The 14,365-nt window shown below is 36.5% G+C and carries 18 protein-coding genes; 5 read left to right on the forward strand and 13 right to left on the reverse strand.

Annotated features, from left to right (window positions below; all coding sequences use genetic code 11):
- Positions 1–125: 125 nt before the first annotated feature.
- Together ORQ98_RS25230 and ORQ98_RS25235 are read right to left on the reverse strand one after the other, a co-directional pair.
- Entirely contained in the window at positions 126–1,202 is a 1,077-nt protein-coding gene (locus tag ORQ98_RS25230) for a polyamine ABC transporter substrate-binding protein (protein ID WP_274691597.1), read from the reverse strand.
- 118 nt (positions 1,203–1,320) lie between these two features.
- Positions 1,321–2,106, reverse strand: a complete 786-nt coding sequence (locus ORQ98_RS25235; protein WP_274691598.1) for a substrate-binding periplasmic protein — start codon at positions 2,104–2,106, stop codon at positions 1,321–1,323.
- A 160-nt stretch (positions 2,107–2,266) separates the two neighbouring features.
- Here ORQ98_RS25235 and ORQ98_RS25240 point away from each other — a divergent pair, with 160 nt between their 5' ends.
- A complete protein-coding gene (locus ORQ98_RS25240; RefSeq protein WP_274691599.1) occupies positions 2,267–3,067 on the forward strand; it encodes a substrate-binding periplasmic protein in 801 nt (266 codons plus the stop codon).
- A gap of 27 nt (positions 3,068–3,094) precedes the next feature.
- Here ORQ98_RS25240 and ORQ98_RS25245 read toward each other — a convergent pair whose 3' ends face one another.
- The 3 genes from ORQ98_RS25245 to ORQ98_RS25255 all read right to left on the reverse strand — a co-directional run bounded on the left by ORQ98_RS25245 (position 3,095) and on the right by ORQ98_RS25255 (position 4,748).
- On the reverse strand, positions 3,095–3,535 hold the full coding sequence (locus tag ORQ98_RS25245; protein ID WP_274691600.1) for a hypothetical protein: 441 nt from the start codon (positions 3,533–3,535) through the stop codon (positions 3,095–3,097).
- A gap of 32 nt (positions 3,536–3,567) precedes the next feature.
- Positions 3,568–3,927: a SpoIIAA family protein gene (locus ORQ98_RS25250; protein WP_274691601.1), complete on the reverse strand. Its 360-nt coding sequence runs from the start codon at positions 3,925–3,927 to the stop codon at positions 3,568–3,570.
- Positions 3,928–4,097: 170 nt separating this feature from the next.
- On the reverse strand, positions 4,098–4,748 hold the full coding sequence (locus ORQ98_RS25255) for a glutathione S-transferase family protein (protein ID WP_274691602.1): 651 nt from the start codon (positions 4,746–4,748) through the stop codon (positions 4,098–4,100).
- 180 nt (positions 4,749–4,928) lie between these two features.
- On the opposite strand from ORQ98_RS25255, the gene ORQ98_RS25260 reads away from it, so the two are divergent.
- Positions 4,929–5,486, forward strand: a complete 558-nt coding sequence (locus tag ORQ98_RS25260; protein WP_274691603.1) for a TetR/AcrR family transcriptional regulator — start codon at positions 4,929–4,931, stop codon at positions 5,484–5,486.
- Between the two features lie 85 nt (positions 5,487–5,571).
- Here ORQ98_RS25260 and ORQ98_RS29715 read toward each other — a convergent pair whose 3' ends face one another.
- From ORQ98_RS29715 to ORQ98_RS25270, 3 genes are read right to left on the reverse strand one after another with little or no spacing between them, the layout of a single operon-like run.
- Complete coding sequence (locus ORQ98_RS29715; protein ID WP_425347716.1) at positions 5,572–5,769, reverse strand: CBU_0592 family membrane protein; 198 nt, start codon at positions 5,767–5,769, stop codon at positions 5,572–5,574.
- A gap of 26 nt (positions 5,770–5,795) precedes the next feature.
- Positions 5,796–6,194, reverse strand: a complete 399-nt coding sequence (locus tag ORQ98_RS25265) for an ACT domain-containing protein (protein WP_274691604.1) — start codon at positions 6,192–6,194, stop codon at positions 5,796–5,798.
- Between the two features lie 10 nt (positions 6,195–6,204).
- Positions 6,205–6,816 (reverse strand): LysE/ArgO family amino acid transporter, encoded by a 612-nt coding sequence (locus ORQ98_RS25270; protein ID WP_342455231.1) that lies wholly within the window; start codon positions 6,814–6,816, stop codon positions 6,205–6,207.
- A gap of 92 nt (positions 6,817–6,908) precedes the next feature.
- Here ORQ98_RS25270 and ORQ98_RS25275 point away from each other — a divergent pair, with 92 nt between their 5' ends.
- Positions 6,909–7,817, forward strand: coding sequence for a LysR family transcriptional regulator ArgP (locus ORQ98_RS25275; protein WP_274691606.1), 909 nt, complete (start codon positions 6,909–6,911; stop codon positions 7,815–7,817).
- Between the two features lie 337 nt (positions 7,818–8,154).
- Here the strand turns inward: ORQ98_RS25275 and ORQ98_RS25280 are convergent, their stop codons facing one another.
- Together ORQ98_RS25280 and ORQ98_RS25285 are read right to left on the reverse strand one after the other, a co-directional pair.
- Positions 8,155–8,808: a hypothetical protein gene (locus tag ORQ98_RS25280; protein WP_274691607.1), complete on the reverse strand. Its 654-nt coding sequence runs from the start codon at positions 8,806–8,808 to the stop codon at positions 8,155–8,157.
- 124 nt (positions 8,809–8,932) lie between these two features.
- Positions 8,933–9,598, reverse strand: coding sequence for an SH3 domain-containing protein (locus ORQ98_RS25285; protein ID WP_274691608.1), 666 nt, complete (start codon positions 9,596–9,598; stop codon positions 8,933–8,935).
- Positions 9,599–9,803: 205 nt separating this feature from the next.
- On the opposite strand from ORQ98_RS25285, the gene ORQ98_RS25290 reads away from it, so the two are divergent.
- Positions 9,804–10,889, forward strand: a complete 1,086-nt coding sequence (locus ORQ98_RS25290; protein WP_274691609.1) for a threonine aldolase family protein — start codon at positions 9,804–9,806, stop codon at positions 10,887–10,889.
- Between the two features lie 102 nt (positions 10,890–10,991).
- Here ORQ98_RS25290 and ORQ98_RS25295 read toward each other — a convergent pair whose 3' ends face one another.
- Positions 10,992–11,549, reverse strand: coding sequence for a TetR/AcrR family transcriptional regulator (locus ORQ98_RS25295; protein ID WP_274691610.1), 558 nt, complete (start codon positions 11,547–11,549; stop codon positions 10,992–10,994).
- Between the two features lie 269 nt (positions 11,550–11,818).
- Positions 11,819–12,535, reverse strand: coding sequence for a type 1 glutamine amidotransferase domain-containing protein (locus tag ORQ98_RS25300; protein WP_274691611.1), 717 nt, complete (start codon positions 12,533–12,535; stop codon positions 11,819–11,821).
- Between the two features lie 567 nt (positions 12,536–13,102).
- Between ORQ98_RS25300 and ORQ98_RS25305 the strand changes: the two genes are divergently transcribed.
- Entirely contained in the window at positions 13,103–13,429 is a 327-nt protein-coding gene (locus ORQ98_RS25305) for a hypothetical protein (protein WP_274691612.1), read from the forward strand.
- A gap of 202 nt (positions 13,430–13,631) precedes the next feature.
- Here ORQ98_RS25305 and ORQ98_RS25310 read toward each other — a convergent pair whose 3' ends face one another.
- The gene (locus tag ORQ98_RS25310) at positions 13,632–13,904 is read right to left on the reverse strand and encodes a hypothetical protein (RefSeq protein WP_274691613.1); all 273 of its coding nucleotides are present in this window, start codon (positions 13,902–13,904) and stop codon (positions 13,632–13,634) included.
- Positions 13,905–14,365: the final 461 nt, after the last annotated feature.

The raw sequence follows: 14,365 nt of genomic DNA on the forward strand, positions 1-14,365 counted from the left end.
TCCAATTTAAACAAACGCCTACATACTCAAAAACAATACAACAGTACTTAAAGAAAAACCAGCCTGTCCCCCACTAAAATATCAGCAGGGTACAGGCTAAAAAACCTACAAATTACACAATTTTTTTACCGACCGGTTTTTATCTTTGTCCAAGATCTTGTAACAAAACGCTGGATTTTTTTGGGCATTTCTGTGAATAAAAACAGCTTCTCACCCACTTCACTTGATGGATAAATGCCTGGATTCGTCGCAACTTGTTCATCGATAAGTGGTTTTGCTGCATCATTAGGGCTAGCATACTTTACATAATTAGTCACTCCAGCAATCACTTTTGGTTCCAATAAATAATTTAAAAATTGATGAGCATTAGCTACATTTTTAGCATCTTTAGGTATGGCTAACATATCAAAAGACAATGGCGCGCCTTCTTTTGGAATAACATAGTTAATTTTCACTCCATTTTTTGCTTCCGTTGCTCTATCTCTAGCCTGAAATACATCACCTGACCACCCAATAGCTACACAAATATCGCCATTAGCTAGATCACTGATATAACGAGCAGAGTGATAATAAGTTACATATTTACCCACATTAGCCAATTGTTTTTCTGCTACTTTATAATCTTTAACATTACTTGAGCTAGGGTCTTTACCTAGATACTTTAATACAATTGGGAATATTTCACTTCCAGAGTCTAAAAAAGCAACTCCACACTTTGATAGCTTTTTCATATTTTCAGGTTCAAAAACTATCGCCCAACTATCAATAGACTCTGTACCTAATACCGCTTGCACCTTGTCTGGATTATAACCAATACCAGTAGTACCTTCTAAATAAGGGATCGAGTATTTGTTGCCAGGATCAACTTTTGCAGCTAACTCCTTCATTATGTGCTTGTTTAAATACTGGTAGTTGGTTAGCTTGGTTTTATCTAGCGGCTGAAAGGCACCGGCTTTAATTTGTACTCTTAAAAAGTTATGGGTAGGTACAACAAGATCATAGCCTGATTGCCCTGATAATAGCTTTGCCTCTAACACTTCATTATTATCAAACACATCATAATTAACCTTCACCCCAGTTTGTTTCTCAAATCCAGGGATTGCTTCAGGATCTATATAATCATTCCAGTTATAAAAATTAAGCTGGCCAGCAGTTAACTGAGAGGCAAAGATAGCGAGGCTTCCACAGACAAGTTTTCTCATAGTATACCCTTCGTGAATGGTATAAATGACCAAATAGATGGACACAAATCACTAAGTATACCGAAAACTAGCCAGATTCAAATATCAGATAATGGTCACCCACAGAGCAGGCGATCACTTAATAACCACCTTCTCTCAGTTCAGCAATATACTGATCATAAAGTCCTAGGATCTTAAGTTGATGCAATCCTTTATTAAACTTAATAATAATAATATTGGCATGAGGATTTTTTTTACTCACGATTAGTCGGTAAAGCCTTGTTTCATCGATTGCCTTTGGATGATGAGTAATCAAGTCTGCTTGGTCAGGCTTCAAATATTTTCTCATTTGGTAATAGCCTGCATCAAGGCTAATTGGAAACAGTTGAACCCGCTTGTTAAGTATTAGGCCATAATTTTGCTCATCTTTTTTCACCCTTACCACATCAATTATTTTATTAGCTTCTGCCTCTTGAAACTCAGCCCCATAGTTATAACCAAGAGTGGCACCTATCTTCATTTTGTTTAAATCAGTAAACTTACTCCAGTTAAACGATAAGTTTTTCAAATGAAAAAAAACTAGCTTATTTTCAAAAATAGGATCACTATAATATACGTCCACCATTCGCTTCTCAGTCTGAATCCAGCCTGGTGAAGCATCTAAACTACCATCAACAACAGACTGGTATGCTCGCTTCCAAGGTAACCAATCATAAACAACCTTAACTCCCTCCAGCTTAAAGGCTTCTGTCACAATATGAGTAACTACTCCATAGTTTTTCATTTTGCTAGATGTATAAGGCTGCCATTCGCCATTGGCAATTTTTATCTGCTTCAATTCTTCAGCAGACAAGAGAGCAGGACAACAAACTAACAATGCGAGAAGAAAAACGGCTACTTTTGTTAGAGGGAATATAGCTATCATTTCAACCTCCAGATACTTATTAGTCTAACTATAGCCTTTAAAGACACAACTCATCCGTTAATTACACTGTACTTATATACAATAGTTACATACAGAGCCACCATACATACAACCTTTTAACTATGATGTAGAGTGGGAGAGGTTTATCGAGCCAATACCTATGCTGAGTGACAGGCCATTAAAATACAAACTTACCACCTCAGAGCTGGTCACCAAGCTTATACAACCACTTTTATTTGTGTTTTTACTTACTAACAACAGCGATGCCTTTAGCTACTGCACTACAGGAAAATTACAACTTGGAGGGAGGTTAACTGCGCCTTATCATACAGAAAAGGGGGAAGGTCTTGTTGATCAGCACATTAAGCTCATCTTTGCAGGCCTCAATTGTCAAGTTCACTTATTGACCATTCCCTCTGAACGGTCGCTACGAAACTCCAACCGAGGCTTACTTGATGGTGACTTCATTCAGTTGTCAGACCTTGACTTAACTATTTATAGTAACTTAATTCAGATAAACCCTAGCTATTTCTCTTTTTTTATGGCCTACGTCAGCCTACAAAATATTACTTATGCAGATAAAGATCTCAGTGGTTATAGAATTGGCGCAATGATTGGAATGCCGCTATCTGCTCAATCTTTAAATGATGTTAAAGTCGTTCGAACCAAAAGTTACGATCAGTTGATCACTTTACTACAGCGCAGACGCATTGATATTGCCGTATTGCCTATTGCTGTAGCTTATTACTACCAGAAGCAAACCTGCCTTACTCAGCTGCACATTGAAGTAAGACCAGAGCTTAAAGTAAAACTGCATATCTACTTACATAAAAAGCACCAAGCCTTAGTTGAGCCACTAAGTAAGGAAATTAACGGGTTTAAAAATAGCAAAAAGTATCAAAAGTTAATGCGGCACTTTTTAAAAAAAGGATTAAATATTTCAGCTCCAAAGTGTGACTAATGAAGCATACATCTATAAGCTAAGTCATCATACTGAATTCAGCAATAGTTTACGCTTACCAAACAAAAAAATAGCTAATGCTACTGGTAAAATAACCACAGCGGTTGTAATAATATCAAGCAGCGTGTGATATTGTTGATATAACATCAATAAGCCATAGGCTATCAGTGATGCAACAAAATAGTTTACATATTTCTGCTTATAAATAACCAAATAAACTACTACCGTTAATGCTAATGCGGTATGGGTGCTGTAATCCAGCTCCAATGTAGGCCATAGTTGTAACCTGTTATCCAAATACCAAATGATATAGACAGGTATAATACCAGCACCCAGCACTAACAAATAAGTAAGAGCAAGCTTTAGCCCTTTGTTAATAGCTACAAGCCCAATCAACAGCAAAGCATAAATAATCACTAGTGGGATATAACTATCAGCAATAAAATCCAATACTTCATATGACAGCATTCTTAAGCACTCTATATACTTTATATCTACTCTTATTCAGCTAACCACTCAATCGCTTTTTCTCGCTCTTCAGGAGCAAAAGATTGTACTTCTATACTTGGAAAGAGCTTATCACTGATTACAACAGCTTTTTCAATCCATGTCTTATCAGACACAATAGCCTTCTTGCCAAACTTTTTAAAATGAGAAAGTGCAAACTTCAACTCTTCAACCAAGGCATCAAGTGCTATTCCAGAAAAGCTTTTCATCTCAACAAAGATATTCAATTGACTATGGTGCTTTAGCTTGTCATCTATGACTTTGACCAATCTATCAACATCTATTTTTTCAATTTTTCCATCCACCTCAATTGCAATAACTTTATCACTAATGAGCGGAAATATTTCAACCATTATTACCTCCATCGTCTTGTAAATATATCTAGCATACTATAGTGCAGATGATAACAATGAAGGATATTGTTCAACGACTGGTTTTGATATAGAGATTTTTCAATCACCGGATATGACTAAGGCTTGCATCTATCATACAGGCACAAGCCTTATTAGATTAGCAGGCTAGTTTAAGCAGCGGCCGCCACCCCTTTTTGAAATGACTTTCTTTCTGAAACCCTATTAAGATAGTCTTTTAGACTACTATGCTTTTCATGCAAGTGTTTAAATTCAGAATGGCTGAAAAGATAGTCCAATATCGGCACTAATAATGCGTCAGCTATAGTAAAACTGTCTCCTACAATATACGACCGATCAGCTAATTGATGACTTAACACTATCAAGGCCTTCTCAACACCAGGCTCTGCAGCCTTCACTTTATCGGCCCGAATGGTGCCGTTTTCACCTTTAGGAAAAGCAAACTCAAGCAAATACTTACGCACTATTGCTTGATCAATGTCTCCTGCTATTAAGCTACACCACTGATCATGCTCAGCTCTTGCGACAGGGTCTGAAGGTTGCAACTCAGGTCCAGGAAATTCTTGGTCAAGGTAGCGGCAAATTGCCACAGTCTCACAAATACTAACACCAGCATGAATCAATACTGGCACCTTCCCAAATGGATGCAGTTGATAATGTTTATCGCTTTTAAAGGGAATTTCCTCGCCATTCACAGAAAATCCTGTTGAATAGCTAATATTTTTCTCTTCACATACCAATCTGACTGAGCGAACGAAACTACTAAAGTTAGGCCCATAAATATGTACTTGTTGACTCACCATTTCCTCCTCCTAAAAAGTGTCGAAAAGATACCACTCTCATAACCTTTTGCGACCTACTAATCGGTTAACTTAACTAAGGCTTCCTAATGTAGAGTTAATGAGAATATGATCAAGAACATATTTTAAAACCATGTAAGAATGTTAAAACACCTGAGTTTATGATTAGCCGGAGTAACCATAATGCCTTGGACAGATGACCATAAACAAGCCAGTCGCCAACGAATCCTAACCAGCGCTGCCCACTTATTCACTCACAAGGGTTATGACAATGTCAGCATTAATGAAGTAATGGCAGATGCCGGACTAACCCGCGGCACCTTTTATACTCATTTCAGCTCTAAGTCTGAACTGTATGCAGAGTCTATTATCACTGCTGCTATATCTGGCAGCACCCTACTACAACAACTAACCACTGGCAAACAGCCTCTTGCTTGTTTAACGAAAGCTTACCTGAGCCATGAGCATAGAGAAGGTGAAACTATGCACTGTCCACTAGCCTTCTTAGTGACTGATGTTAGCCAGCGTGATGACACAGTTCGTAACGTCTATACCAAAGCATTTCGGGGGTTTGTGGATAAATTGTCAGCGACAAAATCAGATCAAAATACAACACCTTCAGTAAAAGTACTTCAAGCTGCTGTACTAATGATTGGTGGCTTAGCTATTGCCAGAGCGATCAATGAAGAAGAACTGGCAGAACAGTTATTAAATGCCTGCCAACAAGGCGTTCAAATATAATAACTAAAAAATAAAGCTTAAGATGCATAATGGCTGTTTGTAGTTTAAGCAAATTGTTGTTAAGGGCTAGCTTTCTACTATGAAGCTAGCGATAGCATGAAATAAAGACTGACAAATTAAAGCCAAAATAAAGCGAAACTAAAGTTAAAACGGCACCAAGCAAATTACCCAATGAATAAACTAAACTATCGTTGTTTAGTTTACCTAGCTGAATTAGTAAGTAACATAATAAAATTAATAGTACACCAATATTACCTACTAAATCATACCAGTAATTGTTCATCACTCTTTCACTTGAGCTTTTGTAAACTATGTTGCCAACTCAGTTAATAGTAACAGTGCTTCTTCAGCTTTTGTTGCCTGAATAAATATATGGTCATGATAATATCCAGCAAACATATTAGCACTTATTCCATTATCAGCCAATCGCTTTGATACTGCAGCAGTCAACCCCACGGCATCTAAACTGGAATGCACCTGCAAGGTAATCATTTTATACACATTATTAAATACAATGTTATGTTGGATGGCAATTTCTTTTTTTAACACCATGGTCATCCCTTCCACCTCTATAAAAGTAGCAATAGGTTGATATTTAGCGATGTCAATGTTATTAAACTCTTTTAAAGAACAAAAAACAAACTCATCAGTAGCTAACACCGGTTTTAGATTGATGAGTATTTGACTTAAATCCTTAATACCCTGCATAAATATTCTCCTAAACTATTAATGTCACAGCGATAAACCACATCACAACACCAATCACAAAATCAATACCTTTTTGCACTTTTTGATTTAATAGCCATGGGGCTAGCCTAGCAGCCAAGATAGCAAGAAAATAAAACCATACAACTGAAGCCAGCATACAACCTATCGCAAACATAATTTTTTCATCGCCAGTATATTTCAAGCTGGCTCCACCTAAAATCATCACTGTATCTAAATAAACGTGGGGATTTAATAAAGTAACTGCCAATGCTGAAATGATAACAAGCTTGAGAGACAGGTTATTACTATCTCTAGACAGCTCCATATTATTAGCAACAGGCTGAATTACTTTTTTTAATGAAATAGTCCCATATATAAGTAAAAATATTGCTCCACCCCAAGTCAAAGCCTGATAAAGGAAATCATCTTCACTCACAAAACCACTACTACCAAATACCCCAAGAGCAATTAAGCCAATATCACAAAGCAAGCAAATACTGGCAGCAAGTAAATGGTAATTTCTTTTTATGCCCTGACTAATCACAAAGGCATTTTGAGCCCCTATTGGAATAATCATGCTACTACCCAGTAGAAACCCTTTAAGTATAGGAAGAAATAGCATTTGTAACCTCTCACAAAAAACTCTGAATGAATGATAAAAACCATGCTATTATTAGTAAAATTAAATTTTCTTAATTAACATTAAATTTTCTTATGAAACAACTTAATCACAAAATGTTCGACTATAAGCTACTGCAAGCGTTAGACGTGGTAGTCCAGGAGCAAAGCTTTGAACGGGCTGCAGCCATCCTCTCAATAACTCAGTCTGCTATTTCACAACGTATCAAGCAGCTAGAAGAACAAGTCGCTCAGCCACTCCTAGTACGCAGCCACCCAATAGAGCCGACAACGCTGGGTCAAAAGCTACTTGGCCACTTCCGTCAGGTAAAACAGCTTGAGCAAGAGTTAAGACAAGAGCTGTTCCCCACAGAACCCAATCAGCGGTTAAACATAACCGTCGCAGTTAATGCAGATAGTCTTGCAACCTGGTTTATTCCTGCTATGAATCCTCTTCTGGCAACCCATACTATTGAACTGAACTTATTGATCAGTCATGAAAGTCACACATTAGAAAAAATTAAAAATGGAGAAGCCTTTGCAGCCATCAGCAGTAACAATCAAGTATTACCTGGTTGCAAAGCAGATAAACTTGGAAATATGGAGTACGTACTTGTAGCCTCACCAGGCTTTAAGAAAAAGTTCTTTGGTAAAACTGTAACACCAGAAAAACTGAAATATGCACCTGCTGTCGCTTTTGACCAAAAAGATGATATGCATGCAACTTTCCTTGCACAGCACTTTAATCTATTACCAGGCACTTATCCTTGCCATACTGTAAGGTCATCAGAAGCATTTGTTGCCTTAGCTAAAGCAGGAGTTGTATATTGCTTAATTCCTAAAATACAGGTTCAAATTGAGCTAAACGAAGGCACACTAATTGAGTTGAGTCCCAAGTATAAGCTAAAAGTTCCTTTATACTGGCATAGATGGATATTAGAAAAAGGTATCCATAAACTAATCTCCGAGTCAGTAATAAGTTATGCCAAAAAGAGTCTTTTTTAACCGTGAACTCAATTAATAAATGTAGCTCACCCAATAGTTTACCTTTCACGAATGATTTCTAAGTTTTGTTATAACCACCACAAATAGTGAGAATACAGTTTTTATACATGGCGGTATAGGTACTAACTAGAGCAATGGAGGAGCATTTAGCTGCATTCATTTCTCGCCCCAACCACCTATTACTTATAGGCTCATGAAGTCTCGTCACTCGAAGGTCTCACCTAAAAATCACTGGTGAAAGGTATATGGCACAGTTATTAGCAAAACCCTCAGCAAAGCATGAAGCTTTAAGGTTCTTTCCCTTTATATCATTCCTTCAACAGCTAATTTATTAGAGCTAAATTAAAAAAACTCCTTCTCGAAAAGCTAGTTGATAACTTTCAAGGCTTTTCATATACCAAGCCTGCCCATAAAATTGCCAGCCACCTTCCTCTCTAACACCAATAGCTGATGATCCGCCATAATAATGATCATGCCCATAAGTTTCATCATTATATAATCGCTTATTGTCTGCATTAGGTAGTGAAACTAACATTTTATCGTTAGTGTATTTATCTCCATCAATATGAAAAACCTGAGGGTTAGGTATGCTCTCTACTGCTAGCCCACAGCCTGTCAAACCAGCTGAAAAAAACAGGTCAGCTTCTGCCTCTAATTGTAGCGACTCAATTCCATCTTGCTTATATGCCAAAAAATATGCAGAAATCACTGCTTTTGAGTAGTCTGGTGTTTGTTTTAATAAACAACAATTAATTTTTTTACCATTATGATCGACTGCATGCTTTTCTGCTAATGGTACTATCTGAAAATAATAAATACCTGTTTTCATTGGTACATGTGTTGGTTCATTATTTATAAGCAATAGATTTTTCTTTAAGAACTCAGGAGGATTTTCTTTAAACGCCAGAGTTAACTGGCAACCACTAACATCTGTGTCGGACTTACGTCTAGTTTCATTCACCGAACCCATGTTATTTATAATTTTAATCATAAATTATGCTATCCTAAGACTAGATTATTATTCTTAAGACAACTAATTTAGTTTTTTTTCTTATTGGCAAATATAAGATTTAGTAGCTTTTTTTAATATTTAATAATGGATATCACTAAAGTAATCAGTTACAAGGCTCTTTACTATAAAACTCATGCCCTCTTCCAGGCCAGCATCTATGAGCTTTTGTTACTGAATAGGTTTGCCATTTACCAGTATGCTGCCTCATTAGTTTAATTTCCCAACGTTCTCCTCTTGCACTATCATCCAAAAAGCCATCCCGAATAATCGTAACAATAGTCTTAGCAGTACTCTCAGGACTGTTATTCTGTTGGTATATTAACTGCTCCTTTGCTTCATCAAAATCTCCTGCAATTTCTAAAGAAAAGTCGACCGCTGATTGATTAATCTCAGATATTTGGCCTTCTGCTTTTAAGATGGGTAAAGAAGACATTACTGGTATCGTTAAAAATGACTGCTGCCTCTCTTGACTAGTAGATACAAGCCGACAGTTTTGAGCTTGTATGTATTTGCTTGCTACCCATCCTTTATTATCTTTATAATCCACCCTACACCAACTATTTTCACACCCAAGGTTTACAATACATTGCTCCTCAGCGGGAATAATACCAATTATTTCAGCTTTTGCTGATGCACTAGCCCGAATATTCAACACATCATTTGACTCTACACCTTTTACCTTAATGTAATCCGCTGCATAGACATTCAAAACTGCGAACCAATCTAGCAATACAATCAGACAAGTTAATAATGACTTTATTTGTATCATTGTCACTTTTCCTCTATCACTATAAAAAATAAAGCTACGGGTCATTTAACAACATTGTCAGACAATAATAAACTAACTTAGTTTTTTTATTAATATTAGGTGTACCCATTAGTATTTTTCAACATACGCTAAAGAGCCATCAATTAATAGATAGTAAGAACCTATACAATATAATTAAAAACAGTGACTATAGTAAGGAGAAGTAATGTCTAATACGATAAAGAACCAATGCCATACATTCTTTTGTGGCCACCATGAGTTAACGGCATCAGAAGAGTTTTATGCTATGGCTGAATGGTGCAAACAAAATAATATAAAACACGACATATATGGTGAAGGAGAACTAATCCAGCAGTTTGAGAAAAAAATTGCAGACTTACTTGGTTTTGAAAAAGGCTTATTTATAGTGACAGGTACACTAAACCAACCAACTGTATTGCAACTTGTATGTCAACAAAAAAAACTTGATTGCGTTGCTATGCACCATACTGCTCATATATTAAAACATGAGCGCCAGGGTTATCAGCTGCAAAACAGATTCAAAGTACTACCTATTGGCGATCCCTTTTCAGTTTGGACAGCCGAAGACCTTAAGGCTATAAAAGATGACATTACAGCGGTATTGTATGAACTGCCGATGCGAGAAATTGGTGGTCAACTACCCACATGGGAGGAGCTTACGACAATAAAGACATACTGTCATCAGCATAACATTCATCTACATATGGATGGTGCAAGACTTTGGGAAACAAAAGATTACTATGATAAAGAGTATGCTGAAATAGCCCATGGCTTTGATAGCGTTTATATTTCACTATATAAAGGTATTGGTGGCTTGGGTGGCTCGATATTGGTGGGTAGTGAAGAGCTTGTCGATAAAGTATCAATATGGGTAAACCGACAAGGTGGCAATATTGCCAAACGTTCGCCTTATATTGTTTCTGCTGCAATGAAATTTGATCAACAGTTACAAAAAATGTCTGCCTATTATCAGCGGACTAAAGAAATTCATCAGATATTAACTAGCTACCCTTTTATAACTCCCAACCCTGAACAACCTCAAACAAGTATGTTACATCTCTATCTTCCTATTAGTTGCACTCAAGCAACTCAAGTACGAGATAAAATAGCAAAAGAACATGGCATTTATTTATTCAATAAAATACAAAGTGCGCCACTTGCTAATCAATGCTTTTTTGAATGGGATGTAGGAGACTGCTTACTTGATATGTGCGATAACAAACTAAAAAAATCACTTGACCTATTAGCAAAAGAAATCAAACTCTTATGAGAAGCTCCTCTAAACTCTAAAAAGAGCCCTAGCTCTTTTTAGAACTAGCCTAGTGATCATGTCATTGTCTGTGACTAATATAGTCTCAATTCGAGAAACGTATTATTCGCTAAACTGTTGCATAATCACTTTAATTGCGTTATCGAAGGCCTTTAGGTCACCAAGTGTATGAGCCACCATCATAGCGCCCTCCAAGCTAGATAGTAAATAAACTGCCTTATTATTCATAGCTCCTTCTTCTTGCTGATTGTACCGAGCAAAAACAGCCGTCAACCATTTAATATTTTCTTTGAAAAATCGTTTAGTTTCCCTAACCACTTCCTCAGGCAAAGAGTTAGTTTCAGCCCCCAACATACCGCACAAGCACAACTTCTGATCTTTTATTAGTGAGCTTCGGAAAGCCTCGATATAGCGCTGAATTAACTGCTCAGGCTTGATTTCTGAATCTTCTGGATCACCTAAAGCACTTAAAAACCGTTCTGTATAACGCTTAACTACCGCAGCCCCTAGATCACCTTTTGTAGGAAAGTGATAGTGAACACTGGCACTTTTAATACCGACAGCACTAGCTATTTCACGGAAACTAAAAGAGTTATAACCCTTGCTTCTAATGCAAGATTCCGCTACATCTTTGATATTTTCAACAGTATCTGCCTTCATTAATAGTCTCTACTAGCTCTTTATGGATTAGAGTAATCTGCTTGTATCACTTTATACCTATTGATAGATAAAACATAATGCATAATATGAATCAAAAAAAGATAGTTAATAGTTTTTTTATTAATTAGTTTTTTCGATTAAAATAGACTTATTTAGCCAGCATTTTTCAACTATTTTAAAAAGGTAGTGGCATCCATGCCACCCTGTGCGAACTGTATTCCCAATATCCTTGCTAATCAGTCAAGGCCTGTATTTATTATAAATACTTTTTACTTCAACCTTTCAATTAGCGCATCAGCCAATGGAGGCGCACTTGCAGGACTTTGACCAGTCATTAAGAAACCATCAATTACCACATTAGGCTCCCAATTTTGCTTGCTCTTATAGATAGCGCCTCTCAGTTTTAGTTCGTCTTCAAGAGAGAACAACAAGTGTTGAAGTAATTCAACTTCTTCATCTTCAGCATTTTTAAAGCCTGTTAATTCTTTTCCTTTTACCAACGGCTCACCATTATCTTTTTTCGCATCACGCAAAATAGCAGGAGCATGACATACCATGGCTACAGGACGATCGACCCGAGCAAAATCCTGAATCATTTTTAATACTAAGGAGTTACTAGCTAAATCCCATAAAAGACCATAACCACCAGGGAAGAATAGTGCGTCATACTGCGAATATTCTACACTTTCCAGAGGAATCGTATTTGCCAGTGCAAAATTCGCTACAGGATCTTGAGCAAAACGTCCAGTGCTCTCCGTTGTAAATGGTGGTTTCATACTTAATAAATCAATGGGTGCCAATCCACCTTTAGGTGAAGCAAACACAACCTCAAAGCCAGCCTCAACCATCTTATAATAAGGTGTGGCAACTTCTTCAAACCAAGTACCAGTCAATTTACCACTAATGCCAATCTTATTTTCAGACGACATAATAAGCAGAACTCTTTTTTGAATATTATTTGTTTTTTGTGTTGCTACAGTGTTCATAAATAACTCCATATACTAATAAGTAGGAATGAAAACTTTAGATATATCTACCTATCTAAAGGTAGATAAACTTTACATCAGCAAAGATTGACTGACAACCTAAATCTACCTGGTGGTAAATTTAATTAATCTATTGATTTTTGATAAATAATAGCTAAAAATTATGAATAGAGGAGTAATTCACTGAGGACAACCCCATCAGTCCTAGAGAATATTCATCAAACAACTACTAAAGAGACAAAGATAGTCTTTCTATTTATTCAAACCGACCAACAATAAACTGAAACTGAATTATTATTCCCAATAAGCCTGTTTTTTAGATGAGATTATTCAGTGGCTGCCCCCCACAAGCCTATAATAACAGATTATTGATCCAAGGAATAAAAACACCATAAACTACACTTCTACTATCTATAACGGATAGGAAAACTTATAAATTAAATATGAAGGATATATTTCATATTTAATTTTGAATTAGGTCATTTCGATAAAGTACTACAGCTATTTGATAAATTTATTTATCTCAAGCCATCTACTTTTTATTTAGATATTCAAAATGCTGCTTCAATGCTAACTCGACTGGAGTTTCAAGGCATTAATGTTGGTGGCCGCTGGCACCAAGTTGTAGAATCAGCAATGGAAGTGGCTGGAGATGCTAGTATATTTTTCACAGAGCCTCACAATACTATGGTACTGGCTCGTACAGGCCACATAAAACAGGTTATGGCAGGAATAGAAACTGAGCAATTTTCGCTAGTTAAAGATTTGCTAAAAGAGCGTATCGCCAAACGAACTCAAGGAACAACCTGGGAATTATTTAAGAACAAAACTACCGAAATAGATTCCTTATCATCACGAAAAGACTTCATAGCATGTTTGAAAAAAGTGTCTTAATCTATTAACACCCCAACTAGAGGGTGTCGCAAAAGGTTATGAGCGAAGCAAAGACAAGGCAAAAATCGGCGAAAAGACGGAGTTTATACTTAATAAATGAGTACTTTGAGCCGATTTTTAACACTGTATTTGCAAGCACAGTAGTTTTGCTACAGCCTCACTAAGGGGTATTAAATTATTTAGAACATCGCTTTCTCTATATTCAACAGGCTCTAAGGTATTTACTCATACTTCTTTTTAACTCAAACTCAAATCGCCCAATAGGCAAATCATAATATTTATGAGGGTTGAAAGCCTTTCTAACAATCAACCAGGCCCAACGGCTATAGCTCATTGATCTACCTTTAGCCAAAAAAACCAGAAAGCCCTCCTTTAATAAATGCTCATATTTTTTAATTAATTGAGTAATTTCTTCTGCATCTTTTTCACAACAATCATAGGGATATTCAAGATTTTCAACCTGACCATAATCCATTACTGCTTACCTCTAAACAACTTAGCTTCAACAAAGACTAGAGTTACAAGTCCAACAAATACTAAGCAATTTATTATCCAAATCCTTAGAGGCGATTGTTACTACCAAAAAAATAACCACTTACTGAGACAGTTAGAAGCAAGTTTAATTTTTTATTGATATTTTTTTACCAAGCAGGTTGTATAAAATACTAACTGTTAACTACATAAAAGCATGCAAATCAGTAAAGTAAGTTTTTTTATACACATAAGACTATTGAATCCCACCCTCATCAAAATACAACAACCAGCTTATTAAAAAGAAAAACAACCTAATAAATCAAGCAAGAGTAAAAAAGTAAGTACGGAATTTTTTCCAAACATAATAAAAAACCCCCAGCACGTTGTGCTGAGGGTTTTGGTATTAGGCGCTTGACGATGACCTACGACTGCCATGGATGGCAGGAGTGCAGTCAATGCAGG

The organism is Spartinivicinus poritis, assembly GCF_028858535.1.
Taxonomy (GTDB): domain Bacteria; phylum Pseudomonadota; class Gammaproteobacteria; order Pseudomonadales; family Zooshikellaceae; genus Spartinivicinus; species Spartinivicinus poritis.

Excerpts from the sequence above, each read along its gene's own strand:
- ORQ98_RS25285 (WP_274691608.1), bottom strand. The coding sequence starts at position 9,598 with ATGATACAAATAAAGTCATTATTAACTTGTCTGATTGTATTGCTAGAT.
- ORQ98_RS25260 (WP_274691603.1), top strand. The coding sequence starts at position 4,929 with ATGCCTTGGACAGATGACCATAAACAAGCCAGTCGCCAACGAATCCTA.
- ORQ98_RS25255 (WP_274691602.1), bottom strand. The coding sequence starts at position 4,748 with ATGGTGAGTCAACAAGTACATATTTATGGGCCTAACTTTAGTAGTTTC.
- ORQ98_RS25250 (WP_274691601.1), bottom strand. The coding sequence starts at position 3,927 with ATGGTTGAAATATTTCCGCTCATTAGTGATAAAGTTATTGCAATTGAG.
- ORQ98_RS25240 (WP_274691599.1), top strand. The coding sequence starts at position 2,267 with ATGCTGAGTGACAGGCCATTAAAATACAAACTTACCACCTCAGAGCTG.
- ORQ98_RS25300 (WP_274691611.1), bottom strand. The coding sequence starts at position 12,535 with ATGAACACTGTAGCAACACAAAAAACAAATAATATTCAAAAAAGAGTT.
- ORQ98_RS25275 (WP_274691606.1), top strand. The coding sequence starts at position 6,909 with ATGAAACAACTTAATCACAAAATGTTCGACTATAAGCTACTGCAAGCG.
- ORQ98_RS25245 (WP_274691600.1), bottom strand. The coding sequence starts at position 3,535 with ATGCTGTCATATGAAGTATTGGATTTTATTGCTGATAGTTATATCCCA.
- ORQ98_RS25265 (WP_274691604.1), bottom strand. The coding sequence starts at position 6,194 with ATGCAGGGTATTAAGGATTTAAGTCAAATACTCATCAATCTAAAACCG.
- ORQ98_RS25280 (WP_274691607.1), bottom strand. The coding sequence starts at position 8,808 with ATGATTAAAATTATAAATAACATGGGTTCGGTGAATGAAACTAGACGT.
- ORQ98_RS25290 (WP_274691609.1), top strand. The coding sequence starts at position 9,804 with ATGTCTAATACGATAAAGAACCAATGCCATACATTCTTTTGTGGCCAC.
- ORQ98_RS25310 (WP_274691613.1), bottom strand. The coding sequence starts at position 13,904 with ATGGATTATGGTCAGGTTGAAAATCTTGAATATCCCTATGATTGTTGT.
- ORQ98_RS25295 (WP_274691610.1), bottom strand. The coding sequence starts at position 11,549 with ATGAAGGCAGATACTGTTGAAAATATCAAAGATGTAGCGGAATCTTGC.
- ORQ98_RS25235 (WP_274691598.1), bottom strand. The coding sequence starts at position 2,106 with ATGATAGCTATATTCCCTCTAACAAAAGTAGCCGTTTTTCTTCTCGCA.
- ORQ98_RS25270 (WP_342455231.1), bottom strand. The coding sequence starts at position 6,816 with ATGCTATTTCTTCCTATACTTAAAGGGTTTCTACTGGGTAGTAGCATG.
- ORQ98_RS29715 (WP_425347716.1), bottom strand. The coding sequence starts at position 5,769 with ATGAACAATTACTGGTATGATTTAGTAGGTAATATTGGTGTACTATTA.
- ORQ98_RS25305 (WP_274691612.1), top strand. The coding sequence starts at position 13,103 with ATGCTAACTCGACTGGAGTTTCAAGGCATTAATGTTGGTGGCCGCTGG.
- ORQ98_RS25230 (WP_274691597.1), bottom strand. The coding sequence starts at position 1,202 with ATGAGAAAACTTGTCTGTGGAAGCCTCGCTATCTTTGCCTCTCAGTTA.